The 25,099-nt window shown below is 66.8% G+C and carries 29 protein-coding genes; 15 read left to right on the forward strand and 14 right to left on the reverse strand.

Annotation, left to right across the window (positions count from 1 at the left end; all coding sequences use genetic code 11):
* Positions 1-287: 287 nt before the first annotated feature.
* The 5 genes from ACYVGK_RS00290 to ACYVGK_RS00310 all read left to right on the forward strand — a co-directional run bounded on the left by ACYVGK_RS00290 (position 288) and on the right by ACYVGK_RS00310 (position 5,679).
* Complete coding sequence (locus tag ACYVGK_RS00290; protein WP_460731221.1) at positions 288-683, forward strand: ArsR/SmtB family transcription factor; 396 nt, start codon at positions 288-290, stop codon at positions 681-683.
* Positions 680-1,225 carry an SRPBCC family protein gene (locus ACYVGK_RS00295; protein WP_460731222.1) on the forward strand — a complete coding sequence of 182 codons (546 nt, stop codon included), beginning with the start codon at positions 680-682 and terminating at the stop codon, positions 1,223-1,225. Before ACYVGK_RS00290 ends, ACYVGK_RS00295 begins: the two co-directional genes overlap by 4 nt.
* A 190-nt stretch (positions 1,226-1,415) precedes the next feature.
* Positions 1,416-3,545, forward strand: coding sequence for a TonB-dependent receptor family protein (locus tag ACYVGK_RS00300; RefSeq protein WP_460731223.1), 2,130 nt, complete (start codon positions 1,416-1,418; stop codon positions 3,543-3,545).
* Positions 3,546-3,647: 102 nt separating this feature from the next.
* Positions 3,648-4,967: a PQQ-dependent sugar dehydrogenase gene (locus tag ACYVGK_RS00305; RefSeq protein WP_460731224.1), complete on the forward strand. Its 1,320-nt coding sequence runs from the start codon at positions 3,648-3,650 to the stop codon at positions 4,965-4,967.
* A 178-nt stretch (positions 4,968-5,145) separates the two neighbouring features.
* Complete coding sequence (locus ACYVGK_RS00310) at positions 5,146-5,679, forward strand: outer membrane beta-barrel protein (RefSeq protein WP_460731225.1); 534 nt, start codon at positions 5,146-5,148, stop codon at positions 5,677-5,679.
* 58 nt (positions 5,680-5,737) lie between these two features.
* Here ACYVGK_RS00310 and ACYVGK_RS00315 read toward each other — a convergent pair whose 3' ends face one another.
* On the reverse strand, positions 5,738-6,682 hold the full coding sequence (locus ACYVGK_RS00315) for a rhodanese-like domain-containing protein (RefSeq protein WP_460731226.1): 945 nt from the start codon (positions 6,680-6,682) through the stop codon (positions 5,738-5,740).
* Between the two features lie 257 nt (positions 6,683-6,939).
* Between ACYVGK_RS00315 and ACYVGK_RS00320 the strand changes: the two genes are divergently transcribed.
* Positions 6,940-7,509 carry an outer membrane beta-barrel protein gene (locus tag ACYVGK_RS00320; protein ID WP_460731227.1) on the forward strand — a complete coding sequence of 190 codons (570 nt, stop codon included), beginning with the start codon at positions 6,940-6,942 and terminating at the stop codon, positions 7,507-7,509.
* Between the two features lie 199 nt (positions 7,510-7,708).
* A complete protein-coding gene (locus tag ACYVGK_RS00325; RefSeq protein ID WP_460731228.1) occupies positions 7,709-7,849 on the forward strand; it encodes a hypothetical protein in 141 nt (46 codons plus the stop codon).
* A 48-nt stretch (positions 7,850-7,897) separates the two neighbouring features.
* On the opposite strand, the gene ACYVGK_RS00330 is transcribed toward ACYVGK_RS00325, so the two are convergent.
* From ACYVGK_RS00330 to ACYVGK_RS00355, 6 genes are all read right to left on the reverse strand, one after another.
* On the reverse strand, positions 7,898-8,926 hold the full coding sequence (locus ACYVGK_RS00330; RefSeq protein WP_460731229.1) for an NAD(P)H-dependent glycerol-3-phosphate dehydrogenase: 1,029 nt from the start codon (positions 8,924-8,926) through the stop codon (positions 7,898-7,900).
* A gap of 29 nt (positions 8,927-8,955) precedes the next feature.
* Entirely contained in the window at positions 8,956-9,471 is a 516-nt protein-coding gene (secB, locus tag ACYVGK_RS00335) for a protein-export chaperone SecB (RefSeq protein ID WP_460731230.1), read from the reverse strand.
* A 152-nt stretch (positions 9,472-9,623) separates the two neighbouring features.
* Positions 9,624-10,061 (reverse strand): rhodanese-like domain-containing protein, encoded by a 438-nt coding sequence (locus ACYVGK_RS00340; RefSeq protein WP_460731232.1) that lies wholly within the window; start codon positions 10,059-10,061, stop codon positions 9,624-9,626.
* 81 nt (positions 10,062-10,142) lie between these two features.
* Entirely contained in the window at positions 10,143-10,805 is a 663-nt protein-coding gene (locus tag ACYVGK_RS00345) for a hypothetical protein (protein WP_460731233.1), read from the reverse strand.
* Positions 10,806-10,846: 41 nt separating this feature from the next.
* Positions 10,847-11,227, reverse strand: a complete 381-nt coding sequence (locus ACYVGK_RS00350; RefSeq protein WP_460731235.1) for a hypothetical protein — start codon at positions 11,225-11,227, stop codon at positions 10,847-10,849.
* A gap of 85 nt (positions 11,228-11,312) precedes the next feature.
* A complete protein-coding gene (locus ACYVGK_RS00355; RefSeq protein WP_460731236.1) occupies positions 11,313-13,157 on the reverse strand; it encodes a 3-hydroxybutyrate oligomer hydrolase family protein in 1,845 nt (614 codons plus the stop codon).
* 107 nt (positions 13,158-13,264) lie between these two features.
* On the opposite strand from ACYVGK_RS00355, the gene ACYVGK_RS00360 reads away from it, so the two are divergent.
* From ACYVGK_RS00360 to ACYVGK_RS00375, 4 genes are all read left to right on the forward strand, one after another.
* Positions 13,265-14,035 (forward strand): 3-hydroxybutyrate dehydrogenase, encoded by a 771-nt coding sequence (locus ACYVGK_RS00360; RefSeq protein WP_460731237.1) that lies wholly within the window; start codon positions 13,265-13,267, stop codon positions 14,033-14,035.
* A gap of 3 nt (positions 14,036-14,038) precedes the next feature.
* Complete coding sequence (locus ACYVGK_RS00365) at positions 14,039-14,494, forward strand: GNAT family N-acetyltransferase (RefSeq protein ID WP_460731238.1); 456 nt, start codon at positions 14,039-14,041, stop codon at positions 14,492-14,494.
* A 7-nt stretch (positions 14,495-14,501) separates the two neighbouring features.
* The gene (locus ACYVGK_RS00370; protein WP_460731239.1) at positions 14,502-15,161 is read left to right on the forward strand and encodes a response regulator transcription factor; all 660 of its coding nucleotides are present in this window, start codon (positions 14,502-14,504) and stop codon (positions 15,159-15,161) included.
* A gap of 167 nt (positions 15,162-15,328) precedes the next feature.
* Entirely contained in the window at positions 15,329-15,553 is a 225-nt protein-coding gene (locus tag ACYVGK_RS00375) for a hypothetical protein (protein ID WP_460731240.1), read from the forward strand.
* 104 nt (positions 15,554-15,657) lie between these two features.
* On the opposite strand, the gene ACYVGK_RS00380 is transcribed toward ACYVGK_RS00375, so the two are convergent.
* The 6 genes from ACYVGK_RS00380 to ACYVGK_RS00405 all read right to left on the reverse strand — a co-directional run bounded on the left by ACYVGK_RS00380 (position 15,658) and on the right by ACYVGK_RS00405 (position 19,716).
* Positions 15,658-16,011: a hypothetical protein gene (locus ACYVGK_RS00380; RefSeq protein ID WP_460731241.1), complete on the reverse strand. Its 354-nt coding sequence runs from the start codon at positions 16,009-16,011 to the stop codon at positions 15,658-15,660.
* A gap of 85 nt (positions 16,012-16,096) precedes the next feature.
* Entirely contained in the window at positions 16,097-16,486 is a 390-nt protein-coding gene (locus tag ACYVGK_RS00385; protein WP_460731242.1) for a DUF1801 domain-containing protein, read from the reverse strand.
* 41 nt (positions 16,487-16,527) lie between these two features.
* Positions 16,528-16,743, reverse strand: a complete 216-nt coding sequence (locus ACYVGK_RS00390; RefSeq protein ID WP_460731243.1) for a hypothetical protein — start codon at positions 16,741-16,743, stop codon at positions 16,528-16,530.
* Positions 16,744-16,834: 91 nt separating this feature from the next.
* Positions 16,835-17,245 carry a VOC family protein gene (locus tag ACYVGK_RS00395; protein WP_460731244.1) on the reverse strand — a complete coding sequence of 137 codons (411 nt, stop codon included), beginning with the start codon at positions 17,243-17,245 and terminating at the stop codon, positions 16,835-16,837.
* 10 nt (positions 17,246-17,255) lie between these two features.
* Positions 17,256-17,678 (reverse strand): helix-turn-helix transcriptional regulator, encoded by a 423-nt coding sequence (locus tag ACYVGK_RS00400; RefSeq protein ID WP_460732407.1) that lies wholly within the window; start codon positions 17,676-17,678, stop codon positions 17,256-17,258.
* A 433-nt stretch (positions 17,679-18,111) separates the two neighbouring features.
* Positions 18,112-19,716, reverse strand: a complete 1,605-nt coding sequence (locus ACYVGK_RS00405; protein ID WP_460731245.1) for a sensor domain-containing diguanylate cyclase — start codon at positions 19,714-19,716, stop codon at positions 18,112-18,114.
* Positions 19,717-19,884: 168 nt separating this feature from the next.
* Between ACYVGK_RS00405 and ACYVGK_RS00410 the strand changes: the two genes are divergently transcribed.
* The 4 genes from ACYVGK_RS00410 to ACYVGK_RS00425 all read left to right on the forward strand — a co-directional run bounded on the left by ACYVGK_RS00410 (position 19,885) and on the right by ACYVGK_RS00425 (position 21,717).
* A complete protein-coding gene (locus ACYVGK_RS00410; protein ID WP_460731246.1) occupies positions 19,885-20,259 on the forward strand; it encodes a hypothetical protein in 375 nt (124 codons plus the stop codon).
* A 74-nt stretch (positions 20,260-20,333) separates the two neighbouring features.
* The gene (locus ACYVGK_RS00415) at positions 20,334-20,987 is read left to right on the forward strand and encodes a hypothetical protein (protein WP_460731247.1); all 654 of its coding nucleotides are present in this window, start codon (positions 20,334-20,336) and stop codon (positions 20,985-20,987) included.
* Positions 20,988-20,996: 9 nt separating this feature from the next.
* The gene (locus ACYVGK_RS00420) at positions 20,997-21,329 is read left to right on the forward strand and encodes a heavy-metal-associated domain-containing protein (RefSeq protein ID WP_460731248.1); all 333 of its coding nucleotides are present in this window, start codon (positions 20,997-20,999) and stop codon (positions 21,327-21,329) included.
* Positions 21,322-21,717, forward strand: coding sequence for a hypothetical protein (locus tag ACYVGK_RS00425; protein ID WP_460731249.1), 396 nt, complete (start codon positions 21,322-21,324; stop codon positions 21,715-21,717). The genes ACYVGK_RS00420 and ACYVGK_RS00425 overlap by 8 nt, the downstream gene beginning before the upstream one ends.
* A 129-nt stretch (positions 21,718-21,846) precedes the next feature.
* Here the strand turns inward: ACYVGK_RS00425 and ACYVGK_RS00430 are convergent, their stop codons facing one another.
* The gene (locus tag ACYVGK_RS00430) at positions 21,847-24,879 is read right to left on the reverse strand and encodes an ATP-binding protein (protein WP_460731250.1); all 3,033 of its coding nucleotides are present in this window, start codon (positions 24,877-24,879) and stop codon (positions 21,847-21,849) included.
* Positions 24,880-25,099: the final 220 nt, after the last annotated feature.

Raw genomic sequence — 25,099 nt, forward strand, 5'->3', positions numbered from 1 at the left:
TGCGCGGCTGCCCCTCATCCGCCCTTAGGGCACCTTCTCCCCGCAAGCGGGGAGAAGGAAAAAGGATTGCCCGCTTGCGCTCCCTCTTCCCGCTTGCGGGGTGAAGGCGGGCGTTTGTGCGCCACTGGCGCACGCCCGACTGAACGCCCTTGCGCTACGCGCAAGGGCCGGGGGCAGAGCGAGGGACCGCGCTGCGCAGCAGCGCAGGGTGAGGGGCCGCCAGCACCCCGCCAACTTAATTCAACCATAAAGTTGACAATCGCCCGCTCCGGCGTATATTCAACCTCATGGTTGATAAATCCGAACAACTCGACGACGTCTTCCGCGCCCTTGCCGACCCGACCCGCCGCGCGATGCTGCGCGATCTCGCAACGCAGCCGCGCACGGTCGGCGAACTGGCGGCGCCGTATGCGATTTCGCTCGCCGGCGCCTCCAAGCACATCCAGATGCTCGAACGCGCCGGGCTGATCCAGCGCGAGATCCAGGGCCGCGTCCACACCTGCCGGCTCGACGCACGTCCGCTGCACGCCGGCGCGGAATGGATCCGCCATTACGAGCGCTTCTGGAACCACAAGCTCGACACCCTCGAGGCCCTGCTCAAGGCCGAGGACGCCGCGAAACGGGCGACGAAGCCGTCCCCGCAACCCACCCGCAAGCCCCGCCCCCCAAGGAGAAAGCCATGAACCTCGCCTTGCTTGAAGCCGACTACGGCATCCGTACCGCCCCCGACACGGTGCGCGTCGAACGCCTGCTGCCTGGTCCGATCGATCGCGTGTGGGACTACCTCACCGATCCGGATCTGCGCGCGCAGTGGTTCGCCGGCGGCACGATGGAGCCGCGTGAGGGCGGCCGCATCGCCCTGCAGTTCCACAACTCCGCATTGACCGAGAACGACGACCCGCCGCCGGCCAAGTACGCCGAATACGACGACGCCCGCATGGGCGGCACGATCCTCGCCTTCGACCCGCCGCGCGTACTCGCCTTCACCTTCGGCGATGGCGAGACGCCCTCGCACGTGCGCTTCGACCTCACCGCGCAAGGCTCCCAGGTCCGCCTCGTGGTCACTCATACACGCCTGGCCACGCGCGAAGGCATGCTCAGCGTCGCGGCCGGCTGGCACGCGCACCTCAACATCCTGCGCGCGCGCATGAGCGGTGGCACGCCCGATGGCCTGTGGCGCACCCACACCCGACTGGAAGCGGAATACGCGGAGCGACTGTCGTAACGAGAGCGCTCGCGTAGCTGGCAACCCACAATCGCGCCGGTGAAATCCGGCGCGATCCGTTTGCGCCCTGCTGCGAATCCTGCGCGCACTGATACTCCGCACGCGCCTTGGCCGCTGTCCCTCGCGGCGCGCTTTCCATCCCAGCCGCATCGCCGTGTACGCTGCGATGCGGCTGGGATGGAAAGCGCGCATGCCAATTGGCCGTTGCCATGGAATCGCTTGGGTCGCGCTGCTCGCCGCCGCGCCGATCGCCGCGGCCGCGCCGCCGCAGGAGATTCCCACGCTGCCCCGCGTGCAAGTGACCGCCACACGCATGCCGGCGGATGTCACGGATGTGCCTGCTGCCGTCAGCGTGGTGCCACTGCGCGAGGCGCACCACGATGGCCTCGGCGCGACGGTCGCCGAGCATATGAGTGGCGTACCCGGTGTGCTGGCGCGTTCGCGGCAAAACTATGCGCAGGACGAACAGCTGTCGATCCGCGGCTTCGGCACGCGCGCGAGCTTCGGCATCCGTGGGGTGCGCCTGTATGTCGACGGAATCCCCGCGACGATGCCCGACGGGCAAGGCCAGCTTTCGCATTTCCCGTTGCTCGACGGCGCGCGCATCGAGGTGCTGCGCGGCCCCTTCTCGGCGTTGTACGGCAATGCCGCCGGTGGCGTGATCCAGTTGTTCACCGTGGATGGCAGCACGCCCGGCGAAGTCACGCTGGATGCAGCCGCCGGCAGTGATCGCAATCGGCGCATCGGTGCCGAACTTCGCGACGCGCGTGGCGGGATCGGCTACGTGCTCGGCCTAAACCATTTCGCCACGGACGGTTATCGCGAGCACAGTCGCGCCGAACGCACGCTGTTGAACGCCAAGCTGACCGCGGAGCGCGGCGATTCGACACTCACGCTGGTGGCCAATGCATTGTCGGCGCCGAATGCCCTCGATCCGCTCGGCCTGGATCGTGCCCAGTTCGAGGCGGATCCGGCGCAGGCCAGCGACGCGGCGAAGCGCTTCGATACGCGCAAGTCGGTCGCGCAGCGCCAGCTCGGCCTCACCCTTTCGCACGGTGAAAGCGTGGATGGCCAATGGCGATTTCTCGCCTATGCGGGCGAACGCGACATCACCCAGTACCTCGCGATTCCGGCCAATGCGCAGGCGAATCCGCTCAGCGGCGGCGGCGTGATCGATCTGTCGTCGCCGTATGCGGGGATGGACGCGCGCTGGACACGCAGCGCGTCGCTGCTGGGCCAGCCGCTGCAACTCGTGGTGGGCCTGGCGCTGGATCGACAGCAGCAGAACCGACATGGCTACGAGAACTTCCTCGGCACCCGACTCGGCGTGCGCGGTGCGCTCCGGCTTTCGCAGGACGACGAGGTGCGCGCGTTCGACCAGTATGCGCAGGCGAGCTGGCATCCGGCGCAGGCGTGGACGCTGATGACCGGGCTGCGTCGCAACGACATCCGCTTCCGCTCGCGCGATCGCTACATCGCGCCCGGCAATCCCGACGACAGCGGTGCAGTGCATTACCGCGCGACTTCGCCCGTGGCCGCGCTTGGCTGGCAGGCATCACCGCATTGGCACTGGTTCGCGGCCTGGGGCCGTGGTTTCGAAACACCGACCTTCAACGAGCTCGCCTATCGCAGCGATGGCGGCAGCGGCCCCAATTTCGGGTTGCGTCCGGCGCGCACGCGCAGCGTCGAGACCGGTGTGAAGTTCGCGCGCGACGCGGCGGTTTCGGAACTCGTGCTGTTCCGCGCAGATACGCACGACGAACTCACCGTCGCCACCAGCAGCGGCGGTCGCACCACGTTCCAGAATGCGGGTGCGGCGCGACGGCAGGGCATCGAATGGTCGGCCGGTTGGCCGCTGGGTGCGCGCTGGCATGGTGAGTTCGCTTTGACCTGGCTCGACGCGAGCTTTCGCGATGGCTTCCTCGCCTGCGCTGCAACGCCTTGTCCCGTCGCGCGCACGCCGGTCGCCGCCGGCACGCGCATCCCCGGCGTGCCGCGCACGAATCTCTATGCAGCCGCGCAATGGGGCGGCGATGCCGGCTGGCAGGTACGTCTGGATGCGCAGCACGTGGGCGCGGTGTCGGTGAACAACTTCGACGACGAGCGCGCGCCGGCCTACACGGTGCTGGGCGCGAGCGGTGGCTATGGCTTCCGCGCGCAGGCGGGCACGGGCCGCGTGTTCGTCGCCATCGGCAATCTCTCCGACCGCCGCTACGCCGGTTCGGTGATCGTCAACGAAGCCAACCGCCGCTATTACGAGCCCGCGCCTGGCCGCAATTTCACCGCGGGTTTCGAATGGCGCTGGCACGCCGCGCGATGACGCGGCGTTCACGCATTCTCACGGCGACTTCATAGTTGCGGGACCACGCTGCGCACGCAGGCGGAGCCCGCGTGGCTTCGCCGCCTCATCGAGGAGGCCGCCATGCACCGCGCCCATCTGTTCCTCTCGACCACGGCCCTGGTGCTTGCACTGGGCGCCTGCGGCGGATCCGCACGGCTCACCGCGCGCGAGGACACCGGCCCTAATCCCGAGCTGGTGAAACCTTCCTCTTCGCTGATACCCACGGTGAAGGTCGCCACCGCCACCGGCTGGCCGGCGGGCGTGACGCCGACCGCGACCACCGGCTTTGCGGTGAGCGCCTTCGCCACCGATCTGGTGCATCCGCGCTGGTTGTACGTGCTCCCCAACGGCGATGTGCTCGTTGCTGAAACCAACCGGCCGTCGACGCCGGATCCGCAGGACAATCCGATCCGCGGCGCCTTCATGAAGAAGGCGTTCGCCAAGGCCGGCGCGGCGATTCCCAGCCCCAACCGCATCACCCTGCTGCGCGACGCCGACGGCGATGGCGTTGCCGAAACGCGCAGCGTGTTCGTGCAGAACCTGATGTCGCCGTTCGGCATGGCGCTGGTCGGCGACGACTTCTTTGTCGCCAATGCCGATGCAGTAGTGCGGTTTCCGTACACACGCGGCACGACGCAAATTTCTGCTGCGCCGGTAAAACTGACCGACCTGCCAGGCGCGCCGCGCAATCACCACTGGACCAAGAGCCTGCTCGCCAGTCGTGATGGCCGGAAGCTGTATGTCGGCGTCGGCTCCAACAGCAACATCGCCGAGCATGGCATGGCGATCGAAGCCGGGCGTGCGGCGATCCAGGAAATCGACATCACCACCGGCGCGAGCCGTGTATATGCCAGCGGCCTGCGCAATCCGGTCGGCCTGGCCTGGCAACCGCAGAGTGGTGCGTTATGGGCCGTGGCGAACGAGCGCGACGAACTCGGCAATGATCTCGTGCCCGACTACCTCACCTCGGTGCGCGAAGGCGCGTTCTACGGCTGGCCGTACAGCTACTACGGCGCGCACGTCGACACGCGGGTGCAGCCGCAGGATCCGGCCCTGGTCGCGCGTGCAATCGCGCCCGACTACGCGCTCGGCGCGCATGTCGCCGCGCTCGGTCTCGCGTTCTACGACGGCAAGCTGTTGCCGGCGCGCTACGCCAACGGAGCCTTCATCGGTCTGCACGGCTCGTGGAATCGCAATCCACCCAACGGCTACAAGGTGGTGTTCGTGCCCTTCGCCAATGGCCGACCCGCGGGGGCGATCGAAGACGTGCTGATCGACTTCCTCGATGCACAGGGCCAGGCGCGCGGGCGTCCGGTCGGGATTGCGGTAGACGCTCGTGGTGCGGTGCTGGTCGCGGACGACGTCGGCAATACCGTGTGGCGGATCGTCCCCGCGCACTGATCGCACGCGCCTTTGCACCATCCCGCTGATGGGATGGATAGTCCGCGATCAACGCAATTGTTCCGCCAATTGCGACCCATACACAGGTTCCGCGGCGATGGCCGTCCGGACATTGGGTCCGGACCCACGCGCCGGTGCGACGGCTCATGCCGCGACCGGACCCAAGGAACCTAGAACCATGCGCAAGACCAAGCTGCTTTCTTCCCTACTCCTCTCCGCCACCCTGGGCGTCGCCGCATTCGCTGCGAATGCGCAGGAACCTGGCTTCTACGCCGGTGCCGGCGTCGGCCAGTCGTTCGTCGACGAAGGCGCCTACGACGATGAAGACACCGCGTTCTCCGTGTTCGGCGGCTACCAATTCAACAAGTACTTCGGCGTCGAAACGGGTTATGTCGACTTCGGCAAGATCGAGCCGGACGTTGCCGGCCCCGCGCTCGAAGGCGACAGCGCCTACCTCACCGCAGTCGGCACGCTACCGATCACCGAAAAGTTCTCGGCCTATGCCAAGGCCGGTCTGCATCGCTGGAACGTCGATACCTCGCTGCCTGGCCTGACCGGCAACAGTGACGACAGCGGTAGCGATCCGACGTACGGCGTGGGCGCGCAGTACCGCTTCACCGATCGCGTCGCGCTGCGCGGCGAATACAGCCGCTTCGAAATCGAGGACGCGGATGCCGACCTCGCGCAGCTGCAGGTCCGCTTCGACTTCTGATCACGACGCGCAACGGAAAACGCCGCCGGATTCTCCCGGCGGCGTTTTCGTGCTCCGTCTACGCGGCTTGGGCCAGCGCCTCCACGACCGTAGGAAGATCGATCCCGCGACCCGAGGCCTTCCATGCTTCGAAACCGCCGGCCAAGGGGCGCACGCGGCGGAAGCCACGGCGCTGCAACTCGCGCGCGAGCACGGCCGCGGATGCCTCGTTCGGGCAATCGCAGTAAACAATGACTTCCTCTCGCACCGGAATATCGGCATCGGCGGGTGTGAACGCGAACACCGCACCGGGAATCCAGCCGCCAGCGCGCTGTTGGGGCGAACGCACATCCAGAATCAGCGGCGGTGCCGCACTCTGCAACAACTGGTGCAGTTCCTCGACCGAGATGCGCGCCATACGCAACTGTTGCAGGAAGTGGCGACGACGCAGCCACTTCCACGCGAGGAATGCGATCACCACGCCCAGCAGCAACGGGATCGCGTAGTGGCCGAGTTGTTCGAGCCGAACCAAAACGCGATCCACCGCTCGGTGGAAGACCACGCCCAACGCCACCGCGACGCCCGACCACAACAGCGCACCGATGCCGTCGAACAGCAGGAAGCGACGCGTGCTGGTGCCCGTTTCTCCGGCCAGCGTGGTCGCTACAGCGGCGAAACCCGGGAAGAACTTGGCCACCATCAGCGACGCCGCGCCCCAGCGCGCGTAGATGCCGCGGGTGCTGCGCACGCACGAATCCGGCGACAGCGACAGCCGGCACATCAGCTGCAGGAGTCTGGCGCCCAGACGCCGACCGCCGACGAACCACATCGCATCGGCGAGCACGGCCGCGAGCGCGGAGACGAGCAGGACCGGCCACCAGCCATGGCCGGCATCGACGGTGATCGCGGTGGTCACGATGATCGGCGGATACGCCGGGATCGGAATCCCGCCCTGGTCGAGAAACACGCTGACGAACACCACCAGCAGTCCATACGTGGCAATCAACTGCAGCAGCGTGTCCATGGAGCGTCTTCGCAGGTTCGAATGCCGACCATCTTAGGCACTGCACGTGACCGTGACGCTCACACGCGCAGCTCGCTGTGTTGTCGCACGCACGCGGGTGACCTCACCCCAGCTGGATAGTTCCTGTACTTGAGCGTTCGCTATTAAGGCCGGATTCGGACCGCCTTTGGATACTGCGAACACCGGATCCGGCCCGTTTCCCCGCGGATTTCCCCAGTCAGGGTCCGGCCCCCAACAAAAGAAAAGGCTGAGACCTTATGAACAAGAAGTTCTTGCTTGCCCTGTCCCTTGCCGCCGCCCTCCCGTTCACCGCTTCCGCGGCCGATGGCCTGTCGTACAACTATGTCGAAGGCGGTTACTCCAACACCCACCGCGATCGCAGCGTGGATACCGATGGCTGGAACCTCAACGGCTCAGCCGCGATCTCCGACAACTTCCATGTCTTCGGCGGTTACACCTCGGAAGAATACGATGGGCTCCCCATCGAGATGGACCACTGGCGCGCGGGCCTGGGCTACAACCGCCCGATCGCCGGCAACACCGATCTTCTCGCTCGCGTCGCCTATGAAAACGACAAGGTTGAAGCGGGTTCTTTCACCGATCGCCGGGATGGCTATAGCACCGAAGTCGGCGTGCGCAGCGCGCTCGCGCCGCACTTCGAAGGCTATGCGCTGGCCGGCTACGAAGATGGCGAACACGCGGATGGCGACTTCTACGGTCGCGTCGGCGCGCAGGTGAAGTTCAACCAGAACTGGGGCCTCACCGGCGACGTGAAGGTCTCGGACCACGACACCCAGTACTTCATCGGTCCGCGACTGTCGTTCTAACCCGGTCGGGTGGAACGGGCCGGTTCCTCCCCTGCCGGTCCGTTCTACTAGACGCTACACGCGACAAATCTCTCTCTCCCCCTCGAAATGTCGCGATTTGAAGCCCGGTTCTGCCGGGCTTCTTTTTGTCTGCACTCCTCCAGGCGAACGTGTCCGCAATCGCGGAACGCTGCCGTTGGCTCAGACAGGGGGAACGCACATGTATCGCGGGGAATACAAGCAATCGCGGCTGCGCAATTGGCTTGCGTTGCTGCTGATGGCCGTGGCGACGATCGCCGCAGGTCGGACGCAGGCAACCGAAGTCCACGCGCAGACGCCGCACGAAATCGTGCAGCGCTGAGCGAGGCAGGCGTTGCGAGAGCCGCAGCAGCGCGGCCGGGAACGTGCGTCAGCCGAACAGGCCGACCGGGTATTCCGGCTTCTGCTCGCGCGAGAGCAGCAGCTTGAGGCCTTCGGCCGGGGTCAGCTCGGCGTGCAGCACCTGCTGCACGGCGCTGGAAATCGGCAGCTCGACGCCATGCTTGTCGGCCTGGCGCATCACTTCGTCGGCGGTCTGCACCGACTCGACCACCTGGCCGATTTCGCGCACCGCATCGGCGATCGACTGACCACGGCCGAGTGCAAGACCGAGGCGCCGATTGCGCGAGAGATCGCCGGTGCAGGTCAGCACCAGGTCGCCGAGACCGGCCAGACCCATCAGCGTCTCCGCCTTGCCGCCGATCGCCTGGTTGAGGCGCAACATTTCGTTGAGGCCGCGGGTAATCAGACCGGCGCGCGCATTAAGACCGAGCTGCATGCCATCGGCGACGCCGGTGGCCACGGCGAGCACGTTCTTCATCGCGCCACCGAGTTCGGCACCGAGCATGTCGTCGCCGGTGTAGGCGCGGAACGCCGGGCCATGCAGCACGTCGGCAACCGCCTGTGCGAATTCCGCGGTATCCGAATGCACGGTCAGCGCGGTCGGCAGGCCGAGCGCGACTTCCTTGGCGAAGGACGGGCCGGTGACTACGGCCAGCGGTACGTCATCACCGAGGACTTCGGCCGCGACTTCGTGCAGGAAACGGCCGCTGCCCGGTTCGAAGCCCTTGGTCGCCCAGGCCACGCCTGCACGCGCGGGCCGGTGCGGCGCCAGGGCATGCAGGGTTTCGGCGAAGGCGTGCGAAGGCACGACCACCAGCACCAGGTCGGCCGCGTCGACGCAGGCGGCGAGATCGGTGGTGGCGGTGAGGCTGTCCGGCAGGGCGATGCCCGGCAGGTAGCGCGGGTTCTCGTGACGGGCGTTGATCGCCGCGATGCACTCGGCATCGCGGCCCCACAGCACGGTCTTGCAACCGTGCCGGGCGATCAGTGCGGCGAGCGCGGTGCCCCAGGAACCGGCACCGACCACCGCAACGGTTGCAGGCGCTTGCGCGACCACGTTGGGGCCGGTGCCTTGCTGCGCAGCGATCAGGCGTTACCGGCGGTCTCGGCGCCGGCGAGGTTCGCAGCATCCGTCGCCTGCTGGGCGGCACGCTGGCGCAGGCCTTCGGCGTACAGGGCTTCGAAGTTGATCGGCTGCAGGAAGAACGGCGGGAAGCCGCCGGCCTGGATCAGGTCGCTGACCAGCTGGCGGGCGTACGGGTACAGGACGGTCGGGCAATGTACGCCGAGCATGCCGTCGAGCGTGGCGGCGTCGAAGCCGGCCAGGCCGAACACGCCGGCCTGCTTCACTTCGGCGACGTAGATGGCCTTGTCGCCGACGGCGCAGGTCAGGTTGATGCCGAGCACGACCTCGTAGGCGTTGTCGTTGAGACGCTGCACGGCCTGCTGCAGGTTCATCTGCAGCTGCGGCTGGGTCTGTTCGTTGAACACGGCCGGGGCGCCCGGCACTTCGAACGACACGTCCTTGGCGTAGATCTTCTCGACCGTGAACACCGGTCCGGTGGCTTCAGGGGCAGTGCCGTTGGCAATTTCTTCGGACATCGGTGTAACTCCAAACAAGAGAAATATCGGAAAAGACGGTGATTATGGCATGGCCGTATGAGTCGGCCGTTTCACTGGGAAGACTGCCGCAGGACTCGACGTGGGGCGGCCCAGCACGATTCGCAAGGGGCGGCCAGCGCCCCCGGCGCAGATCAGGCGCGGCCCTTCACCAGCGGCAGGTCGGCCTGCTGCCAGGCAGCCACGCCGCCGTCCAGCCAGTAGACCTGCTCGAAGCCGGCCTTCTTCAGGCGCTTGGCGGCATCGGCCGAGGCCTGGCCGTTGCGGCAAACCACCACCACGGGCAGCGACTTGGCGCTGGCCAGCAGCTTGTTCTCGGGATCGAACTGGCTGAGCTGCACCGACTTGCTGCCGGCGATATGGCCCTTCTCGAAGTCATTGCTCGCCGACAGGTCGACGACCAGTGCGTTGTCTCGATTGATCAGCGCGGTCAGTTCGGCCGGGCGCAGCGCCTTGTAGCCGCGGAACAGACGTGCGATCTCGGTGTAGATCAGTGCCACGGTGACCGCGACCAGGCCCAGCGAGAGCATGGGATTGCGTTCGGCGAAGGCCAGCAGTTCTTGGACGTTCACGGGTTACGACAGCCGGGTAAACAGAAGGGCGGCGATTGTCGCCTAGCGCGCGGTGGGGCGCAAAAGTCGCCCCGGACTCGCTCAGGCGCGGCGCATCCACCACAGGAACAGCGCGACCATCACGCCGACCGCGGCGACAATCTTCAGAAGTAGCCCGCCGCGGGTCTGCTGGCCGGGCAGGGCCGCGCGGTCGTAGTCGCCGTAGAACAGGCGCGCGCGAATCGCCTTCGGATCGAGGTTCTGGCGCTCCCCCAGCGAGAGCTGCACCTGGACCACGGTGCCGTCGTCGAAGCGGTAGTCGTGCGACTCGCGCCCGACCCAGGTCGCTTCCGGCGTGCCGTCGACCTTGACCACGCTTTCGCCCATGTAGGCGCTGCGAATGCCGATCACGCACTTGTCGATCGGAATCGCGCACGGCGTGCCGGCTTCGGGGCATTCGATCCCCACATCGATGATCGCCTCGCTGTCCGCGCCCTTGTCGGGGCGCGCGCCCGCGTAATCGACGACCAGCGTCACCGGCCCCTTGCCGGCGTCGTACTTGAAGCTGCCCACATCCAGGCGGCTGAACTCGGTCCCTTGGGGGCGCACGTCGTCGCCGGTCCAGGTCTGGTCGGCGAGGATCTCCAGCGGCTTGGCGGGATCCTTGCTTTCAAGCGGCATCGGCAGCGCGCTCGATTGCGCGAAGGCGGCGAGGGGCAGCGCGGACAGCAGCACGAACAACGCGGAACGGCGGAATGGAGTCATTGGCTCGGATCTGATGGCGATGGCATGGGCGAAACAGGCGCTCATTCGATGACCCGCCAACCGCCGGGGCCATCGAACAGCGTGACGGTGGTGGGGACCCACTCCTGTTCGTCCTTCACTGGCGGAAAGCTGGCGCGATACTCGATGTCGCAGACGTAAACCCGCTGCTGGCCCTTGCAGCTGTGCACGATCACGCCGTGCACGCGGATATCGAAGTGCAGATCCTTGAAGCCACCGGCCGAGCCGAGGTTGATGTGCAGTCCACCGCGATCGTTGACGTGATCGACGGCGTCACGCAGCGCAGAGCGAACGTCGGCATTGCCGGGCGGCACATCCCGCGCCCCGCACGCAGCGAGTGTGAGCGCCAACAGGCATGGCGACCAGCGGGCCGCGCCGCGTGGCGTCTTGGTGTCGTTTCGCATCGCATCCCCGGTGCGTGCTGCATGGCCGCGCAGCATAGCCGACGATTCGAGGTTGCATGCCGCGGACTTCGACCCGCTTGATCGGCTAGTGCGAAGGAATCGCCAGGGACCGCGGCGTCAGTCCCGCCGAGGGTACGGTTTCGATCACGGCATCGCCGGGCAACGGTTGCGCGGCGGCGTCCAGGTGTGCGGCCACGCGATCGAGCGCGGCGTACACATAGGGCAGCAGCGGCACATAGCGCGCGCGATAGTCGGGCAACGCCAGAAATGCATCGAAGTGCTGCGCGTGCCGCACCTGCCAGTAGCGTACATCGCGCCCCGCGGCTTGCGCCTTGGCCACGTAGGGGGCGCTGGAGAACGCGGGCGGGACGACGTTGTCGTCGAGACCGTGCACCACGACCACCGGCACGCCTTTACGCGGCAGGCTTGCGCGCACTTCCGCCACGCCGCGGCGCACACGCTGCGCGTCGATTCCGTCGCCGGTCCACAACGCGCGCAGGCATTGCACACCGGGAAAGCTGAAATCCGGTGCGGCCAGCTTGGTGTCGATCAAGCCGACGCCCGCGCCCGGCGGAATCCCGCTGGCATCGCTCCACCACGCCGCGCGTTCGACTGCGGTCGCGGCGCGCGGACTGAAATCCGGATTCTGCGCGGCGAAGGAAAAGCCGCACGGATGCTCACCGACCCCGTAGCGGCCATACGCGGACGCGTAGGTCGCACCGAGAGCACGCCACAGATCGAAATCCACCGACAACGCACTCGCGCGCAGGGTCGCATCGGTCCAGCCGCTCGCATTGAGTTGTGCATGCGCGGCGCGTGCCTGCGCGCGCACGTCGCCGGCCGGCAACACGCCCGCCGCCGCCAGCGAGGCGCAACGCAGCGGCGCGAATTGCCTGATCTGTGCCGACAGCGGCGAGGCCGGCAGATCGTCGACGTCGAGCAACGCGCACGGCATCAACAAGCCCGCTTCGGTGGCGTAGTCGTACATCGGCCGGGCGCCATCGACGGTGAGCTGCGGTTCGCCCGCGACCACGGCATCCAGCCAGTCGGCTTCATCGCCGTGGCCTTCGATTTCGGCCGCGCGCAACACCGCGCCGCCGCCATTGGAAATGCCCGCCGCGATCACGCGCGTGTTGGCGAAGGTAAATGGCGCGAGTTCCGGAAAGGCTTCGTCCAGCGCCTGCAGGCCGAAGCGCGCGGCCTGCTGCACATGCCGTCCCCAATCGGCTTCCGGGTTGTCGCGCGAGTGCGCGTGCTTGAACGCGATGCCGTGGCCACTGTCCGGCGTAGGTGCGAAGGCCAGCGGACCATCGCCCGCTTGCGCAGCGCCGTCGATCGCCACCCCGAGCCCCGCATCGAGATCGAAGTAGTCGGTGCCGGCGCCCTTGTCGGTGTAAGCGACGGCGCAGCCCCTGGGCAGACCCCAACCGCCGGCGACGGAAATCGCGCCGTAGATGCCGCGCGAACCCGACGACGCGGTAACGACCAGACAGCGCCGGCTCCGATCGAACGCGTCGGGCACCTGCACCATCACGCGGTGCGGTTGCGCGGCTCCCGGCACGCTCGCCATCGCATGGAACTCGACTCCGGGCACGTTCGCGGTGCTGCCGTACAGCTCACCGTATCTGCCCGCGGGGGTGAGATCGGCGATGCCGCGCCAGTTGCTCCATATCGCCCGCCGGCGCAGCTCCGCCGGCGTGGGGTACACGGGATCGGCAAACGCGGGTGCGGACGGCACGCGCAGGCCATCGAGGCCGAGTCCGGCAGTCAGCAGATCGTCGTTGCCGCGGTGTTCGCTGGTGCGCAGTGCATAGAACATGGTCGAGTCCTTGCCCAGGCGTGGACCCGTCGAAACGCATGCGACCAGCCCTGTCGCCAGTCCAAGCGTGGCGAGGATGCGCAGCGCGCGATGCGGGTGGGACAGTGTCATGCGACGAGCCTAACAAGCCGTGCCGACCCCGGCATCGTACCTTCGTACCACGTTCGCGCCATGCGCGCTTGCTAGGCTTAGGGTCTCGACGCAAACCCCACACGCCAATGGCTTCCACCCCACGTTGCATCCTCATCACCGGCGCCGGCAGCGGCATTGGCGCCGGCATCGCCGAAGCGCTCGCGCGCGATGGCCACCACCTCGTCGTCACCGACGTCAATCGCGAAGCCGCCGAGACCGTGGCGCAGGGCATCCGCGCCCATGGCGGTTCTGCCGAAGCGCTGGCGCTGGACGTCACCTCCGACGACAGCATCGCCGCCGCACTGGCCGCGGTGTCGCGCCCGGTCGACGTGCTGGTCAACAACGCGGGCCTGCAACACGTCGCCCCGCTGGAAGAATTCCCGATGCAGAAGTGGCAGTTCCTGGTCGACGTGATGCTGGTCGGCGTCGCGCGCCTGACCCGCGCCCTGCTGCCGGGCCTGCGCGAACGCGGCTTCGGCCGGATCGTCAATATCGGTTCGATCCATTCGCTGGTCGCGTCGCCGTACAAGAGTGCCTACGTCGCGGCGAAGCACGGCCTGCTCGGCTTCTCCAAGGTGCTCGCGCTGGAGACCGCCGGCACCGACATCACCATCAACACCATCTGCCCGACCTACGTGAAGACGCCGCTGGTCGACAAGCAGATCGCCGACCAGGCCCGCACCCGCGGCATCCCCGAAGCGCAGGTGGTGAGCGAGGTGATGCTCAAGCCGATGCCGAAGGGCGTGTTCATCACGTTCGAGGAACTGGCGGGGATCACCGCATTCCTGATGTCCGCGCATGCGCGCAACATCACCGGACACACCATCGATGTGGATGGCGGCTGGACGGTGCAGTAGGCCATGCGGATAGCGCGCGCTGATCTGGATAGTTCCGCATTCGTGGCGCTGCTCGAAGAACACCGCGCGGCGATGCAGGCCACCGCGCCAGCCGAGAGCCAGCATGCGCTCGATCTGGACGGTTTGCGTCGCCCGGACGTTCGGGTGTGGGCCTTGCACGATGACGGCGCGCTGTTGGGCTGCGGCGCACTACAGCACCTCGATGCCACCCACGCCGAAATCAAGACAATGCGTACCGCCCGCGCCCATCTGCGCCGGGGCGTCGCCCGCACGCTGCTGCAATACCTGATCGCCGAGGCCCGCGCCTCCGGCTATCGCCGGCTGAGCCTCGAAACCGGCTCGATGGCCTACTTCGAAGCGGCACGCGGGTTGTATGCGTCGGCCGGCTTCGTCGAATGCAAACCCTTCGGCAAGTACGCCGAGGATGCCAACAGTACGTTCATGACGCGCGAGCTCTGACCTCCGCATGCCCACCCTGCTCATCGCCGACGACCATCCGCTGTTCCGTGCCGCATTGCGCGGTGCCGCGGCCGATGCCGTCGCCGACCTGCAGGTACGCGAGGCCGATTCGCTCGAGGGCGTGCTCGCCGCATTGGAAGCCGAGCCCGACATCGACCTGGTCCTGCTCGACCTGCACATGCCCGGCAACCACGGCCTCGCCGGTCTGGCTGCGGTGCGCGCGCAGTACCCGGGCGTGGCGGTGGTGGTGGTGTCGGCCAACGACGATCCGCGCGTGATCCGGCGCGCGCTCGATCACGGCGCCGCCGGCTACCTGCCCAAGAGCTCCGGGCTGGACGAACTACGCGAGGCGATCCGCACCGTGCTCGGCTGCGAACAATGGTTGCCGGCCGCGCTGCGCGCACCGGTGTCGCGCGCGCGTTCCAGCGTGCACGACGCCGACCTCGCCGCGCGCCTGGCCAGCCTGTCGCCACAGCAGTTCCGCGTGCTGGTGCTGGTCGCCGAAGGCCTGCTCAACAAGCAGATCGCCGATCGCCTCGATGTGCAGGAACGCACGGTAAAGGCGCACCTCACCGCGATTTTCGACCGGCTCGGCGTTCGCAATCGCACCCAGGCAGGCGTGGTGCTGCGGGAACTGGAACTGAGCGATCCGGCACGACAGCTGTAGCCGCCCATTTGGCTTTGTCGCGATTGTGCGAATTCCAACCGTCAGCGAGCTGAAGCATTAATGCACGCCGAAGCGGCTGCGCGACCGGCGTGCATCGCCGACTCGGACTTCACGCCAAGCGATCTATTTTTTCCCGGCGTCGAGCGACGCTATTCGAGGGAACCGGCATGAACCGTTTCGACTCCGCGGCCAATGACCTGACGCTGCTTGCCTTGATGCGCATCGCGCGCAACCGCTGTTGCGGAACGCGCTGGGAAGACATCGAGCCCGAACTGAAAGAAAACTGGGAAGTGCTGCGTACACCGGTATCGGCGCCGTGGCAGGAAGTCTCCAACAAGCTTCGCAGCTACTGCGAAGATTACGGGCTGGCCAGGCAGGGAAGTGGCGACTGATCCGTCGTACGCCATGCGACTCGATGGATCGCCGGCCTCTCGGAGGAGACCTTGAAATTGCAGGCTAGCGATCTAGGCGATCGGTCGGCGGATCGCTTGATCCGCTAGGGACAGGAGTCGGTTTCCGTTTCGTAGATCGACTTCGTCTGCACGACTACCCCAGCGTCGCTCGTGCCGGGATGCTTCAGGTCCTTGAGCTCGCTCTTCAATCGGCCCAGACAGGACGCGAGCTGCGAATTCTGCTCGCGCAGCGATGCGATCTCCTCCTGCTGCTTGGCCTGCTTCTGTTGCAGCAGTGCCATCTGCTGCTTGAGTACCGACAGTTGCATGTCGGGATTGCTCAAGGTTCTGACCGCCTGTGGGCTGACCTCGATGGCCTGCGGCCGGGCAGACGGTTTGACCTCCGCTTGCGCCGCACCGGCAATCAGGATTCCGATCAGTAGCACCATTGCTTTCATGCAGATCTCCGCGGCGACTCGGGTTTGGCTAGGGATCAAGTCTGCATCAACTTGACCCACTACGCCGCCCGAATCGTGCCCTGGCTCAGGCAGCGGCATTGAGCGCCACGGCCGCGCGGATCAACGCCTGCAACGCCTTTTCGTCGATCTCGTCGTCGACGCGGATATCGATCGCGCGTCGCGTGTTGCCTTCGAGGCTGGAATTAAACAGCCCGGATGGATCGTCCAGCGAGGCGCCTTGGGCGAAGGTCAGCTTCACCGCGCTTTTGTAGGACTCGCCGGTACACAGGATGCCCGCATGCGACCACACCGGCACGCCCCACTTCCATTCCTCGACCACGTCCGGGTCGGCCTGCTGGATGAGCTTGCGCACGTGAGCGAGCGTCTCGCCGCGCCAGTCGCTCAGCTCCTTGATGCGTGCGTCGATCAGCTGGGCGGCCGTACCGGCAGTCGCACCGTTTCCGGTCTTCTTCATGAGTTTTCCTTTCCTGTGATCCGTGAGAAGTCCAGTCCCACCTATCCGTCGGCGGGCTGCCTACCGCGCCACTTGGCGACATATGGCAGCGCGAACAGATAGAGACCGGTCACTGCGAGCAGGGCCAAGGGCACCAAGGGTACGTAGGACACCCAGACCATCGGCGTCTTCTGTGCCAGGGCGACGAACGTGGCGATGACGGTCAGCGTGAAGACGATCGATGTCCAGCGGTGGAACTGGCGGATCCATTTGTTCACTGCACACTCCTTGATGCTGCACCTTCTGACCGCGCGGGCGATTCGTCGTTCTAAGCCGCCCGCGCGGCATCATTGGTATCGCGTCGGATGTTTAGCCGCGGGCGGCTTCGATCATCTTCCAGCCGTTCCCCGACGGATCACGGAAGCCCGCATCGACGCTGCCGTAGCGCGCCACCGGCTCCTGGGTGAACTCCACGCCCTGCGCATGCATGCGGTCGTACGCGGCATGGCAGTTGTCGACGATCAGTACCAGCGGCGGCATCGCCCCCTTCGCCACCACCTCGCGCAGGGTCTGCGCCGTCGAAGCGTCGACCGTCGGCGACTGCGGGGAAAACAGGCCCAGCTGGAACGACGGCTGCTCCGGATGCTGGACCGTGAGCCAGCGGTAATCCCCATTGCGCGCGTCGGTATGCACGCGGAATCCCAGCTTGCCGACATAGAACTGGAGGGCTTCCTCCTGGTCGCGCACGTACAAACCAACTACGCCTACACCCTGATTCATATGACCTCCGTTAGGTCTTGTTGTCGTCGGTCAGGATGCTATCGGCCGCCTCCTGGCGCCGCTTCTCCGAAACTGCGGAGGTGAGGTTGGGCCGGTAGGCGGCGCTGACGAAGCACGCCGGCACTTCCTCCAGCGCGTGCCGTGCGGCCTTCTCGCGCGCCCGCAGCTCGCCCGGGCTCTCGCCGGTGATATCGCGGAAGGTGCGTCCGAACGTGCCCAGGCTTTGCCAGCCGGTCTGGAACGCGATATCGGTGATCGGCAATTCGGTGTCGCGCAGCAGGGTCTTGGCGCGTTCGATCCGGCGCGTGAGCAGGTACCGATGCGGCGGGATGCCGAAGGCGTCCTTGAACGAGCGCGCGAAGTGCGCCTCGGACACGCGGCTCACCCGAGCCAGCCGATGCACCGGCCACTCCTCGTGCGACGCGGCATCCATGCGGTCCTTCGCACGCAGCAGGCGGCGCAACAGGGCGGGGTCCGGGCGATTATCGGCTCGTGCCGGACTATCGGTGTCCTCAGCGGCTGCATGCACACGATCGGATGCCTTGATCGAAGCGCGGCGTCCGACTTCACGCGAGCGCTCCGTGCCGGTGGAAGCAACGCGACGGCGCGAATTCACGGCGTCAGACCTGTCCCAGTGCCCTGGCGATCTGCGCACTGCCAGTCATGCGGAGAACGGGCCTTGCAGCGGACCGCTTCATGGTTCGCGTGGGATTCGCGTACGCCTTGCCGACCATGTGTCACTCCAGGAATGAGCGGGCGGGCAAGCATAGCGCCGTGGGCGTCTGGGGTTCCGAATCGTCGCGCTACACCGGGCCGACACAGCAAAAGAGATCAACGCGCGGGCAGCGTTCGCAGCGGGCGCAGGATCAGTGCTCGCTTACCGTCTCGCCGCGTCGCATCCGACGACCGTCGTACAGCTGCTGGTCTGCCCGGGCGATGGTCCGATCCAGCGACTCGTCGTCGGAACGCACCGCCCAGCCCAGCGACAGGCCGCAGGGCGACTTTCCCTGGATGACCGCTTCGTCTATGCGTTGGACCAGGGTCGCGGCGGTCGCAGCGGCCTCGTTGCGCAGCAGGACCATGAACTCATCGCCGCCCATGCGCACGACCACGTCCTCCTCGCGTAATTGCGACTTGAGGAATTGCACTACGCCAAGGAGCACCTCATCGCCGCGTTCATGGCCATAGGTGTCGTTGATCTGCTTGAAGTGATCCAGATCGATGAGCAGACACCCCCAGTTCGTCAGTGCGCCGCTGCGGGTCAGGTAGGTCAGATAGCGCCGGTTGCGGGCGCCGGTCAGTGGATCGGTGAGGCTCGCATCCTGGAGTTCCTGCTGATGCCGCACTTCATCGGTCATGTCCTGGGCGTGACCGATGACCAGTGGCGCCGCGCTGCCCTGATCATAGAGACGGTTGTGGAAGCGCCAGGCGCGCCATTGGCCGTCGCGGTGCTGCACCGTCATCATGCCGGTGAAGCTCCCATCGCGTGCGATCGCGCCGAGGTACAGGCCAACCTGTTTGCGGAAGCGTTCCGGCACGATCGCGGTCAGCGACGTGCCGATCAGCTCCTGCGGCTCGTAACCCAGCGCGTTGGCCGCGGCCGGATTGACCGCCACCAGCGTACCGTCGAGGGTGTGCTCGCAGATCAGTCCGAGGCTCATCTCGAACAGTTCGCGATAGCGCTGTTCGCTGGTGGCCAGGGCCTCGACCATGCGTTGGGTTTCGGTGACATCGAGGGCCAGGACCAGGCAGGCGGTACGCCCGCGAAACCCCATGGTGTGCACGCTGACGTCGGCCAGGATCTCGTGGCCGTAGCGGGTGCGATGCCGTTGGACGACACCGTCGAGGCCGGAGTCATCGTCCGTCGGCGACGTCTCCGCATCAGGGTCCTCGGCGATATCGGTCACCCGCATCGCGAGAAACTCTTCGCGGGTCCATCCGTAGTTGCGCTGGGCCGCCTCGTTCACTTCCAGGACCTGCAGCGTTTCGACGTCGTAGACCCAGATCGGCACCGGATTCTGTTCGAACAGCGCGCGGTGCTCCGCCTCGCGTTCGCGCACCTGCTGCTCCAGGCGCTGCCGCGTGATCGCGTAGTTGAGTACGCGCGACAGCGATTCCGCGGTAACCCGACCCTTGACTAGGTAGTCCTGCGCGCCGTGCGCCACGGCGTCCATCGCCGCACTGGGATCGTCCAGGCCAGTCAGCACCACGATCGGCAGGGCGGGAAAGCGCTCGCGCAGCTCGTCGATGGCGGTGGCGCGATCGGTATCGGGCAATCCTCGGTCCAGCAACACGACGTCGAAGCTCTGCCCGGGCCTCGACAGCCGCTCGACCGCCGCGCCGAAGCGGGTGACGCGCTCGATCTGGAAGTGCTGCCCGCCCGAGGGAGCCGCCTTGCTCAGGTAAGCCTCGATCAGCTGCGCATCGATGCTGTCGTCTTCGACCAGCAGGACATTCCATATGTCGCCCATCGGTCCTCCTGAAGCAGCCGGTACCGCTCCCTTCGGCAGTCCCACCTGTTGCAGCCGAGGAACGAGTGCCTCGTTCCGAACCAAGCATACCGCTACCCGGAACCCGAGCGGCGAACTGCGCCGACACGCGGCCGATCCCGGATGCCATCGCGAGCTAGAATCCGGCTCATGCTTCCGCGCGCCCTACTTCGTCTGGCCACGCACTGGCTGGTGATCATCGCGATGATCGCGACGACCACGATGGTGCCTGCGCAGGCCGCGAGCGAGGCGCTGCAAATCGCGGCGGCCGCGCGCATGGCCGCGACGATGGCGGACATGCCTTGCGGCGATGACATGAACGCGTCCGCGGCGAAGCACGAGAGGCCCTGCGATTGCTGCACGGTGGTTTCCTGCGACCTGTCCGCCTGCCTGGGCACGGCATGCCTGCCGACGTTGCCGCGGCTCGCGGCGGCGATTCCGCTCGATGTGGTTCACGCCCAATGGAACGCACCGGCCCCGCCGTCGCGGGTGCTTGATACCCCGCTGCGACCTCCGATCGCGTGATTGCTCCGTAGTGACCCCAACGAGCGCGCTCCGCGTCCACATGCCGCCGTGCGCGGCCTTCACGGAGAATCTCAATGCGTTTCCACCTACGCCGGGCAGCATTGCTGCTGTCCGGTCTGCTGCCGATGGTCGCGGCGGCCAAGCCGATCGCGTTCGCCAACGGCACCACCGCCATGGCCGAATACGGCGCGGGCACCATGAACGAGGTGCAGCTGTTCCATGCCCCGCGCTACTGGTACTCGGTCGGGGGCGGCTGGCTCGAGCTCAACAGCGAAGACGGCCGCAAGCAGCGTCACATCACCTATCTGCGCGGCAATCTGCTGGCCAAGCGCTGGAATCTGCCCGGCGCGCAGGCCAACGTCTTCGTCTGGGGCGGACTCGGCCGTGCCACCGGCAACGACTTCGACGGCAGCATCCTGGCGCGCAATGCCGGCGCGCAGTTCGACTACGAAACCCGCCGCGTGTACGGCGCCTTCCGCTCCGATCTGCAGGAGAGCGATCGCTACTCGCATCGCATCGACACGCTGCAGTTGGGCTGGGCGCCCTACAAGCACGACTACGACACCCTGGCCACCTGGTTCGTCGTCCAGGGCCGCCGCTATACCGGCGGCCTGGTCGAGGGCACCGAAACCGCCCTGCTGGTGCGCTTCTTCAAGCGCGGCACCTGGGTCGAGGTCGGCGCCACTACCGACGGCAAGCTCCAGGCCATGGCCATGTTCAATTTCTGAGGATTGCTCATGAACCGATTCAAGCTACTGATTGCAGCGCTACTGCTCGCCGCATCGCCGCTCGCTGCGGCGGCACAGACAATCGAAATGGACGTGAACGGGCTGGTCTGCGGCTTCTGCGCGCAAGGCATCGAGAAGACGCTGAAGACACTGCCGGCTACCGAAGACGTGTTCGTCAGCCTGGAGCACCGCCTGGTCGCGGTGAAGCTCAAGGACGGCAGCGACATCGACGACGCCACGCTGCGCAAGGCGCTCAAGGATTCCGGCTACACCGTGATCGGCATCCGTCGCACCGCGCACTCGCTCGACGAACTGCGGCAACGGATGCAGGCCGATGACTGACGCGATCCCGATGCAGGCACCGTTGCGGCGCAACCTCGGTGTCGCCGTGCTGACGCTGCTCGCCAGCAGCGGCACGCTGGTGTGCTGCGTGCTGCCGGCGGTGATGGTCGCCTTGGGTGCCGGCGCGGCGCTGGCCGGGTTGGTGACCGCGGTGCCGCAGCTGGTGTGGCTGTCGGAGCATAAGGGCGCGGTGTTTGGACTTGCGTTCGTACTCCTGCTGCTATCGGGCGTGTTGCTGTGGCGCGCTCGCACACTGGCATGCCCCACCGATCCAGCATTGGGGCGAGCCTGCGCACGATTGCGGCGGGCCAGTGTCGTGCTGTGGAGTGTGGCGGCGGCCTGCACGTCGCTGGGCGCGGTGTTCGCGTTCGTGCTGCCTGTGCTGTAGCAAGGGGACGAAGCGCGAACTGCGACCGGGATACTGTCCTTCTCCCCGCAGCAGCGGGGAGAAGGTGGTGCGAAGCACCGGATGAGGGGCGCTTCCCGCGGTTGCACTCACTCCCCTCACCCTGCGCCGCTACGCGACGCTGTCCCTCTCCCCGCAAGCGGGGCGAGGGGTCGAGAAGCCGGGCGCCAGTGTGAAATAGAACGTCGCACCTTCGCCCACCGCCGCGCTCACCCAGATGCGTCCGCCGTGTCGCGCGACGATGCGCTGGATGGTGACGAGGCCGAGGCCGGTGCCTTGATAATCGGCGTCCGCGTGCAGGCGCTGAAACGGTGCGAACAGTTTGCCTGCCTGCGCCATGTCGAAGCCGGCGCCGTTATCGCGCACGAAGAAGACGTCTTCGTCGCCCTGACGCTCACGGCCAATCTCGATCAACGGTGCGGCTTGCCGCGTGGTGAATTTCCAGGCGTTGCCGATCAGGTTTTCCAGCGCGATCTGCAGCAGGCCGCCGTCGCCTTGTACGGTCAGGTGCTCGGCGATGGCGACCCGGACTTCGCGCCCGGGCTCGCGGTGGCGCAACGCCAATACCACCTGCTGCGCCAACATGGACAGATCGATCGGCACCAGCGTCAGCTCACCGCGCGAGGCGCGCGCCATGCGCAACAGATCGGTGACGAGCTCGCTCATGCGGCGCACGCCTTCGTCCATGCGTCGCAGGTAGTGCTGCGCATCCTCGGGCAGGTCGCTCGCGTAGTCCTCGAGCAGCATCTTGCTGAAGCCATCGATCGTCCGCAGCGGCGCGCGCAGGTCGTGCGAGACCGAATAGCTGAAGGCTTCCAGCTCCTGATTCCGCGCTTCGAGATCCTGCAGCAATGCGGCACGGGTCTCGGCGAGCTCCTGCGCAGCCTCGGCCGCGAGACGGCGCATCCGCGCCAACTCCACGTTGCTGCGCACCCGGCTGATCAGTTCCCGCGCCGAGAACGGCTTGACCAGATAATCGTCGGCGCCGGTTTCCAGGCCCGCGACGATCGCTTCCTCGCCCGCGCGGGCCGACAGCAGCACGACCGGAATCGTTGCGGTCGCAGGCTCTTCCCGCAATCGGCGCAACAGCGTCACGCCGTCCATGCGCGGCATCATGACGTCGCTGAGCACCAGATCCGGCGGCTGTTGCAGCGCGCGCGCCAGCGCCTCTTCGCCGTCCACCACCGCTTCCACGTCATAGCGCGGCGAGAGCAGGCGCACCAGATATTCGCGCATGTCGGCGTTGTCGTCGGCGAGCAGCAGGCGGGCGCGTTCGTGCGCAGCATCGTCCGCAGGCACGGCCTCGACCGGCACTGGTTCGTGCAACCACTGCGCCGCTTCCAGCGTGTCGACGCCGCTGTCCGACGCGGCGAGCGGCCCGGCATCGGTGACGATCTGTTCCAGCGGCAGATGCGCCGTGCCCAACGGAATGGTCACTTCGAAGCTGCTGCCTTCGCCCACCTTGCTGTGCACTTCGATCTCGCCGCCGTGTTGCCGGACCAGTTCGCGGACCATGGCCAGGCCGATACCGGTGCCTTCGAAGCTGCGCCCCTTCGCCCCTTCGACGCGATGGAAGCGCTCGAAGATGCGCGACAGCGCGTCCGCCGGAATGCCGGTGCCGGTGTCGCTGACCGTCAACGTGACATGCCGGTCGTGCGCGCGCAGGCGCACCGCGATCCTGCCTTGGAACGTGAACTTGAAGGCGTTCGAGATCAGGTTGAGCACAATCTTTTCCCACTGTGCCCGATCCACGTACACCGGCTCGCGCAACGGCGGACAGTCGACGACCAGGATCAGCCCCGCCGAGGTCATCAGCGATTGGTATGAGCCCGCCAGCCCGGCGGTGAGCAGCGCCAGATCGGTCGGAACAAACGCCGATTGCATCCGGCCGGCCTCGATGCGCGCAAAGTCCAGCAGGCTGTTGACCAGGCGCAGCAGCCGGCGCGCACTGCGGTGCACCGCAGACAACGCACTGCCTTGCAACACAGGATTCGGAGTACTCAGCGCGTCCTCGATCGGCCCAAGGATGAGCGTGAGCGGCGTGCGGAACTCGTGGCTCACGTTGTTGAAGAACGTGGTCTTGCTTCGGTCGAGTTCGGCGAACTGTTCGGCGCGCTCGCGCTGTTCGGCATAGGCGCGTGCATGCGCCACCGCGGCCGCCAGCTGATTGCTGACCAGCTCGAAGAAGTTGCGGTACGCCGCATCGAAGGCACGGCGCGGACTGATGCCGAGCACCACAACACCGGCGGGTGTGGCCGAGCCTGGACGCGGGATCGGCGCGACCCAGGCCTCGTGCGCGGCATCGCCCCACGGAGCGGTGGGCAGACAGTCGAAGCGGTGCGCCAGGCCGGCGACTTCTTTTGGCCGTCCGCTCGCCAGCACCTCGGCCAGCGGCCAGGCGGCCCACGACGATGGCGCCGCCAACGGCACTTCGCGCGGACTGGCGGCGGTGCCCGGCACCAGTCCGGCCTGTCCGAACAGCTGCAATTGCTCACCGCTGCGATCGAGCAGATAGATCAGTCCGAACGGAATGTCGCGCGCGTTGTCGGCCCATACCGCCGCGCAATGTTGCGCGGCTTCCTCGACGCTGTGCCCCTGCGCATTCATCGCGCGCAGCGCCTGCAGGCGGCGTTCGCTCAGCACGCGCGCAGTGGTTTCGGCGCAGGCGTTGAAGATGCCGCAGGGTATGCCGGAGTCGTCGCGGATCGGACTGTATGAAAAGGTGAAGAAGGTTTCTTCCAGATAGCCGTCGCGCAGCATCAGGAGGAACAGGTCTTCCGACCACGTCGGCTCGCCGGTGGCGATCACCTGCTCCATCATCGGCCCGATCACGTCCCACACCTCGGCCCAACACTCCTGGCCCGACGCCCCCAGGTACTGCGGGTGCTTCTTCTCACCGAGCATCGGGCGGTAGGCGTCGTTGTAGAACATCCAACGCTCCGGCCCCCACCACAGCACGATCGGGTGGCGCGAGCCGAGGCAGATGCTGACCGCGGTGCGCAGACTCTGCGGCCAGGATTCCACGGGCCCCAACGGTGTCTGGGTCCAGTCGCGTTCGCGAATAAGGGCCGCGGTTTCGCCTTTGCCGGCGAAGATCCGAGCGGCCAGCTGCGACCGCGGCGCGAGCAGTTCCTTGTCGCTCATGGGCCACCCCTTGGTCCATCCCCTTCGGCCCGGGCGGGTCCCGCCGCGGACGGCCCGATCATAGGGGATCGGCGGTGTCGTGGAGTGTGCCGATCAGATTCCAGGACTCACGGTCGCGCCGCCCCATCTTCGCTCTCCCTTCTCCCAGCACTCGCGGGAAGAGGTGGCGCGCAGCGTCGGATGAGGGGGCTTTCGCCTAACGCGGCGACCGCGACTTGCC

Source organism: Lysobacter tyrosinilyticus, from assembly GCF_054779815.1.

Excerpts from the sequence above, each read along its gene's own strand:
- ACYVGK_RS00320 (WP_460731227.1), top strand. The coding sequence starts at position 6,940 with ATGAACAAGAAGTTCTTGCTTGCCCTGTCCCTTGCCGCCGCCCTCCCG.
- ACYVGK_RS00385 (WP_460731242.1), bottom strand. The coding sequence starts at position 16,486 with ATGAAGAAGACCGGAAACGGTGCGACTGCCGGTACGGCCGCCCAGCTG.
- ACYVGK_RS00325 (WP_460731228.1), top strand. The coding sequence starts at position 7,709 with ATGTATCGCGGGGAATACAAGCAATCGCGGCTGCGCAATTGGCTTGCG.
- ACYVGK_RS00300 (WP_460731223.1), top strand. The coding sequence starts at position 1,416 with ATGCCAATTGGCCGTTGCCATGGAATCGCTTGGGTCGCGCTGCTCGCC.
- ACYVGK_RS00290 (WP_460731221.1), top strand. The coding sequence starts at position 288 with ATGGTTGATAAATCCGAACAACTCGACGACGTCTTCCGCGCCCTTGCC.
- ACYVGK_RS00315 (WP_460731226.1), bottom strand. The coding sequence starts at position 6,682 with ATGGACACGCTGCTGCAGTTGATTGCCACGTATGGACTGCTGGTGGTG.
- ACYVGK_RS00345 (WP_460731233.1), bottom strand. The coding sequence starts at position 10,805 with ATGACTCCATTCCGCCGTTCCGCGTTGTTCGTGCTGCTGTCCGCGCTG.
- ACYVGK_RS00350 (WP_460731235.1), bottom strand. The coding sequence starts at position 11,227 with ATGCGAAACGACACCAAGACGCCACGCGGCGCGGCCCGCTGGTCGCCA.
- ACYVGK_RS00295 (WP_460731222.1), top strand. The coding sequence starts at position 680 with ATGAACCTCGCCTTGCTTGAAGCCGACTACGGCATCCGTACCGCCCCC.
- ACYVGK_RS00415 (WP_460731247.1), top strand. The coding sequence starts at position 20,334 with ATGCGTTTCCACCTACGCCGGGCAGCATTGCTGCTGTCCGGTCTGCTG.
- ACYVGK_RS00405 (WP_460731245.1), bottom strand. The coding sequence starts at position 19,716 with ATGGGCGACATATGGAATGTCCTGCTGGTCGAAGACGACAGCATCGAT.
- ACYVGK_RS00395 (WP_460731244.1), bottom strand. The coding sequence starts at position 17,245 with ATGAATCAGGGTGTAGGCGTAGTTGGTTTGTACGTGCGCGACCAGGAG.
- ACYVGK_RS00400 (WP_460732407.1), bottom strand. The coding sequence starts at position 17,678 with ATGGATGCCGCGTCGCACGAGGAGTGGCCGGTGCATCGGCTGGCTCGG.
- ACYVGK_RS00430 (WP_460731250.1), bottom strand. The coding sequence starts at position 24,879 with ATGAGCGACAAGGAACTGCTCGCGCCGCGGTCGCAGCTGGCCGCTCGG.
- ACYVGK_RS00310 (WP_460731225.1), top strand. The coding sequence starts at position 5,146 with ATGCGCAAGACCAAGCTGCTTTCTTCCCTACTCCTCTCCGCCACCCTG.
- ACYVGK_RS00380 (WP_460731241.1), bottom strand. The coding sequence starts at position 16,011 with ATGAAAGCAATGGTGCTACTGATCGGAATCCTGATTGCCGGTGCGGCG.
- secB (WP_460731230.1), bottom strand. The coding sequence starts at position 9,471 with ATGTCCGAAGAAATTGCCAACGGCACTGCCCCTGAAGCCACCGGACCG.
- ACYVGK_RS00360 (WP_460731237.1), top strand. The coding sequence starts at position 13,265 with ATGGCTTCCACCCCACGTTGCATCCTCATCACCGGCGCCGGCAGCGGC.
- ACYVGK_RS00370 (WP_460731239.1), top strand. The coding sequence starts at position 14,502 with ATGCCCACCCTGCTCATCGCCGACGACCATCCGCTGTTCCGTGCCGCA.
- ACYVGK_RS00375 (WP_460731240.1), top strand. The coding sequence starts at position 15,329 with ATGAACCGTTTCGACTCCGCGGCCAATGACCTGACGCTGCTTGCCTTG.
- ACYVGK_RS00420 (WP_460731248.1), top strand. The coding sequence starts at position 20,997 with ATGAACCGATTCAAGCTACTGATTGCAGCGCTACTGCTCGCCGCATCG.
- ACYVGK_RS00305 (WP_460731224.1), top strand. The coding sequence starts at position 3,648 with ATGCACCGCGCCCATCTGTTCCTCTCGACCACGGCCCTGGTGCTTGCA.
- ACYVGK_RS00410 (WP_460731246.1), top strand. The coding sequence starts at position 19,885 with ATGCTTCCGCGCGCCCTACTTCGTCTGGCCACGCACTGGCTGGTGATC.
- ACYVGK_RS00365 (WP_460731238.1), top strand. The coding sequence starts at position 14,039 with ATGCGGATAGCGCGCGCTGATCTGGATAGTTCCGCATTCGTGGCGCTG.
- ACYVGK_RS00355 (WP_460731236.1), bottom strand. The coding sequence starts at position 13,157 with ATGACACTGTCCCACCCGCATCGCGCGCTGCGCATCCTCGCCACGCTT.
- ACYVGK_RS00425 (WP_460731249.1), top strand. The coding sequence starts at position 21,322 with ATGACTGACGCGATCCCGATGCAGGCACCGTTGCGGCGCAACCTCGGT.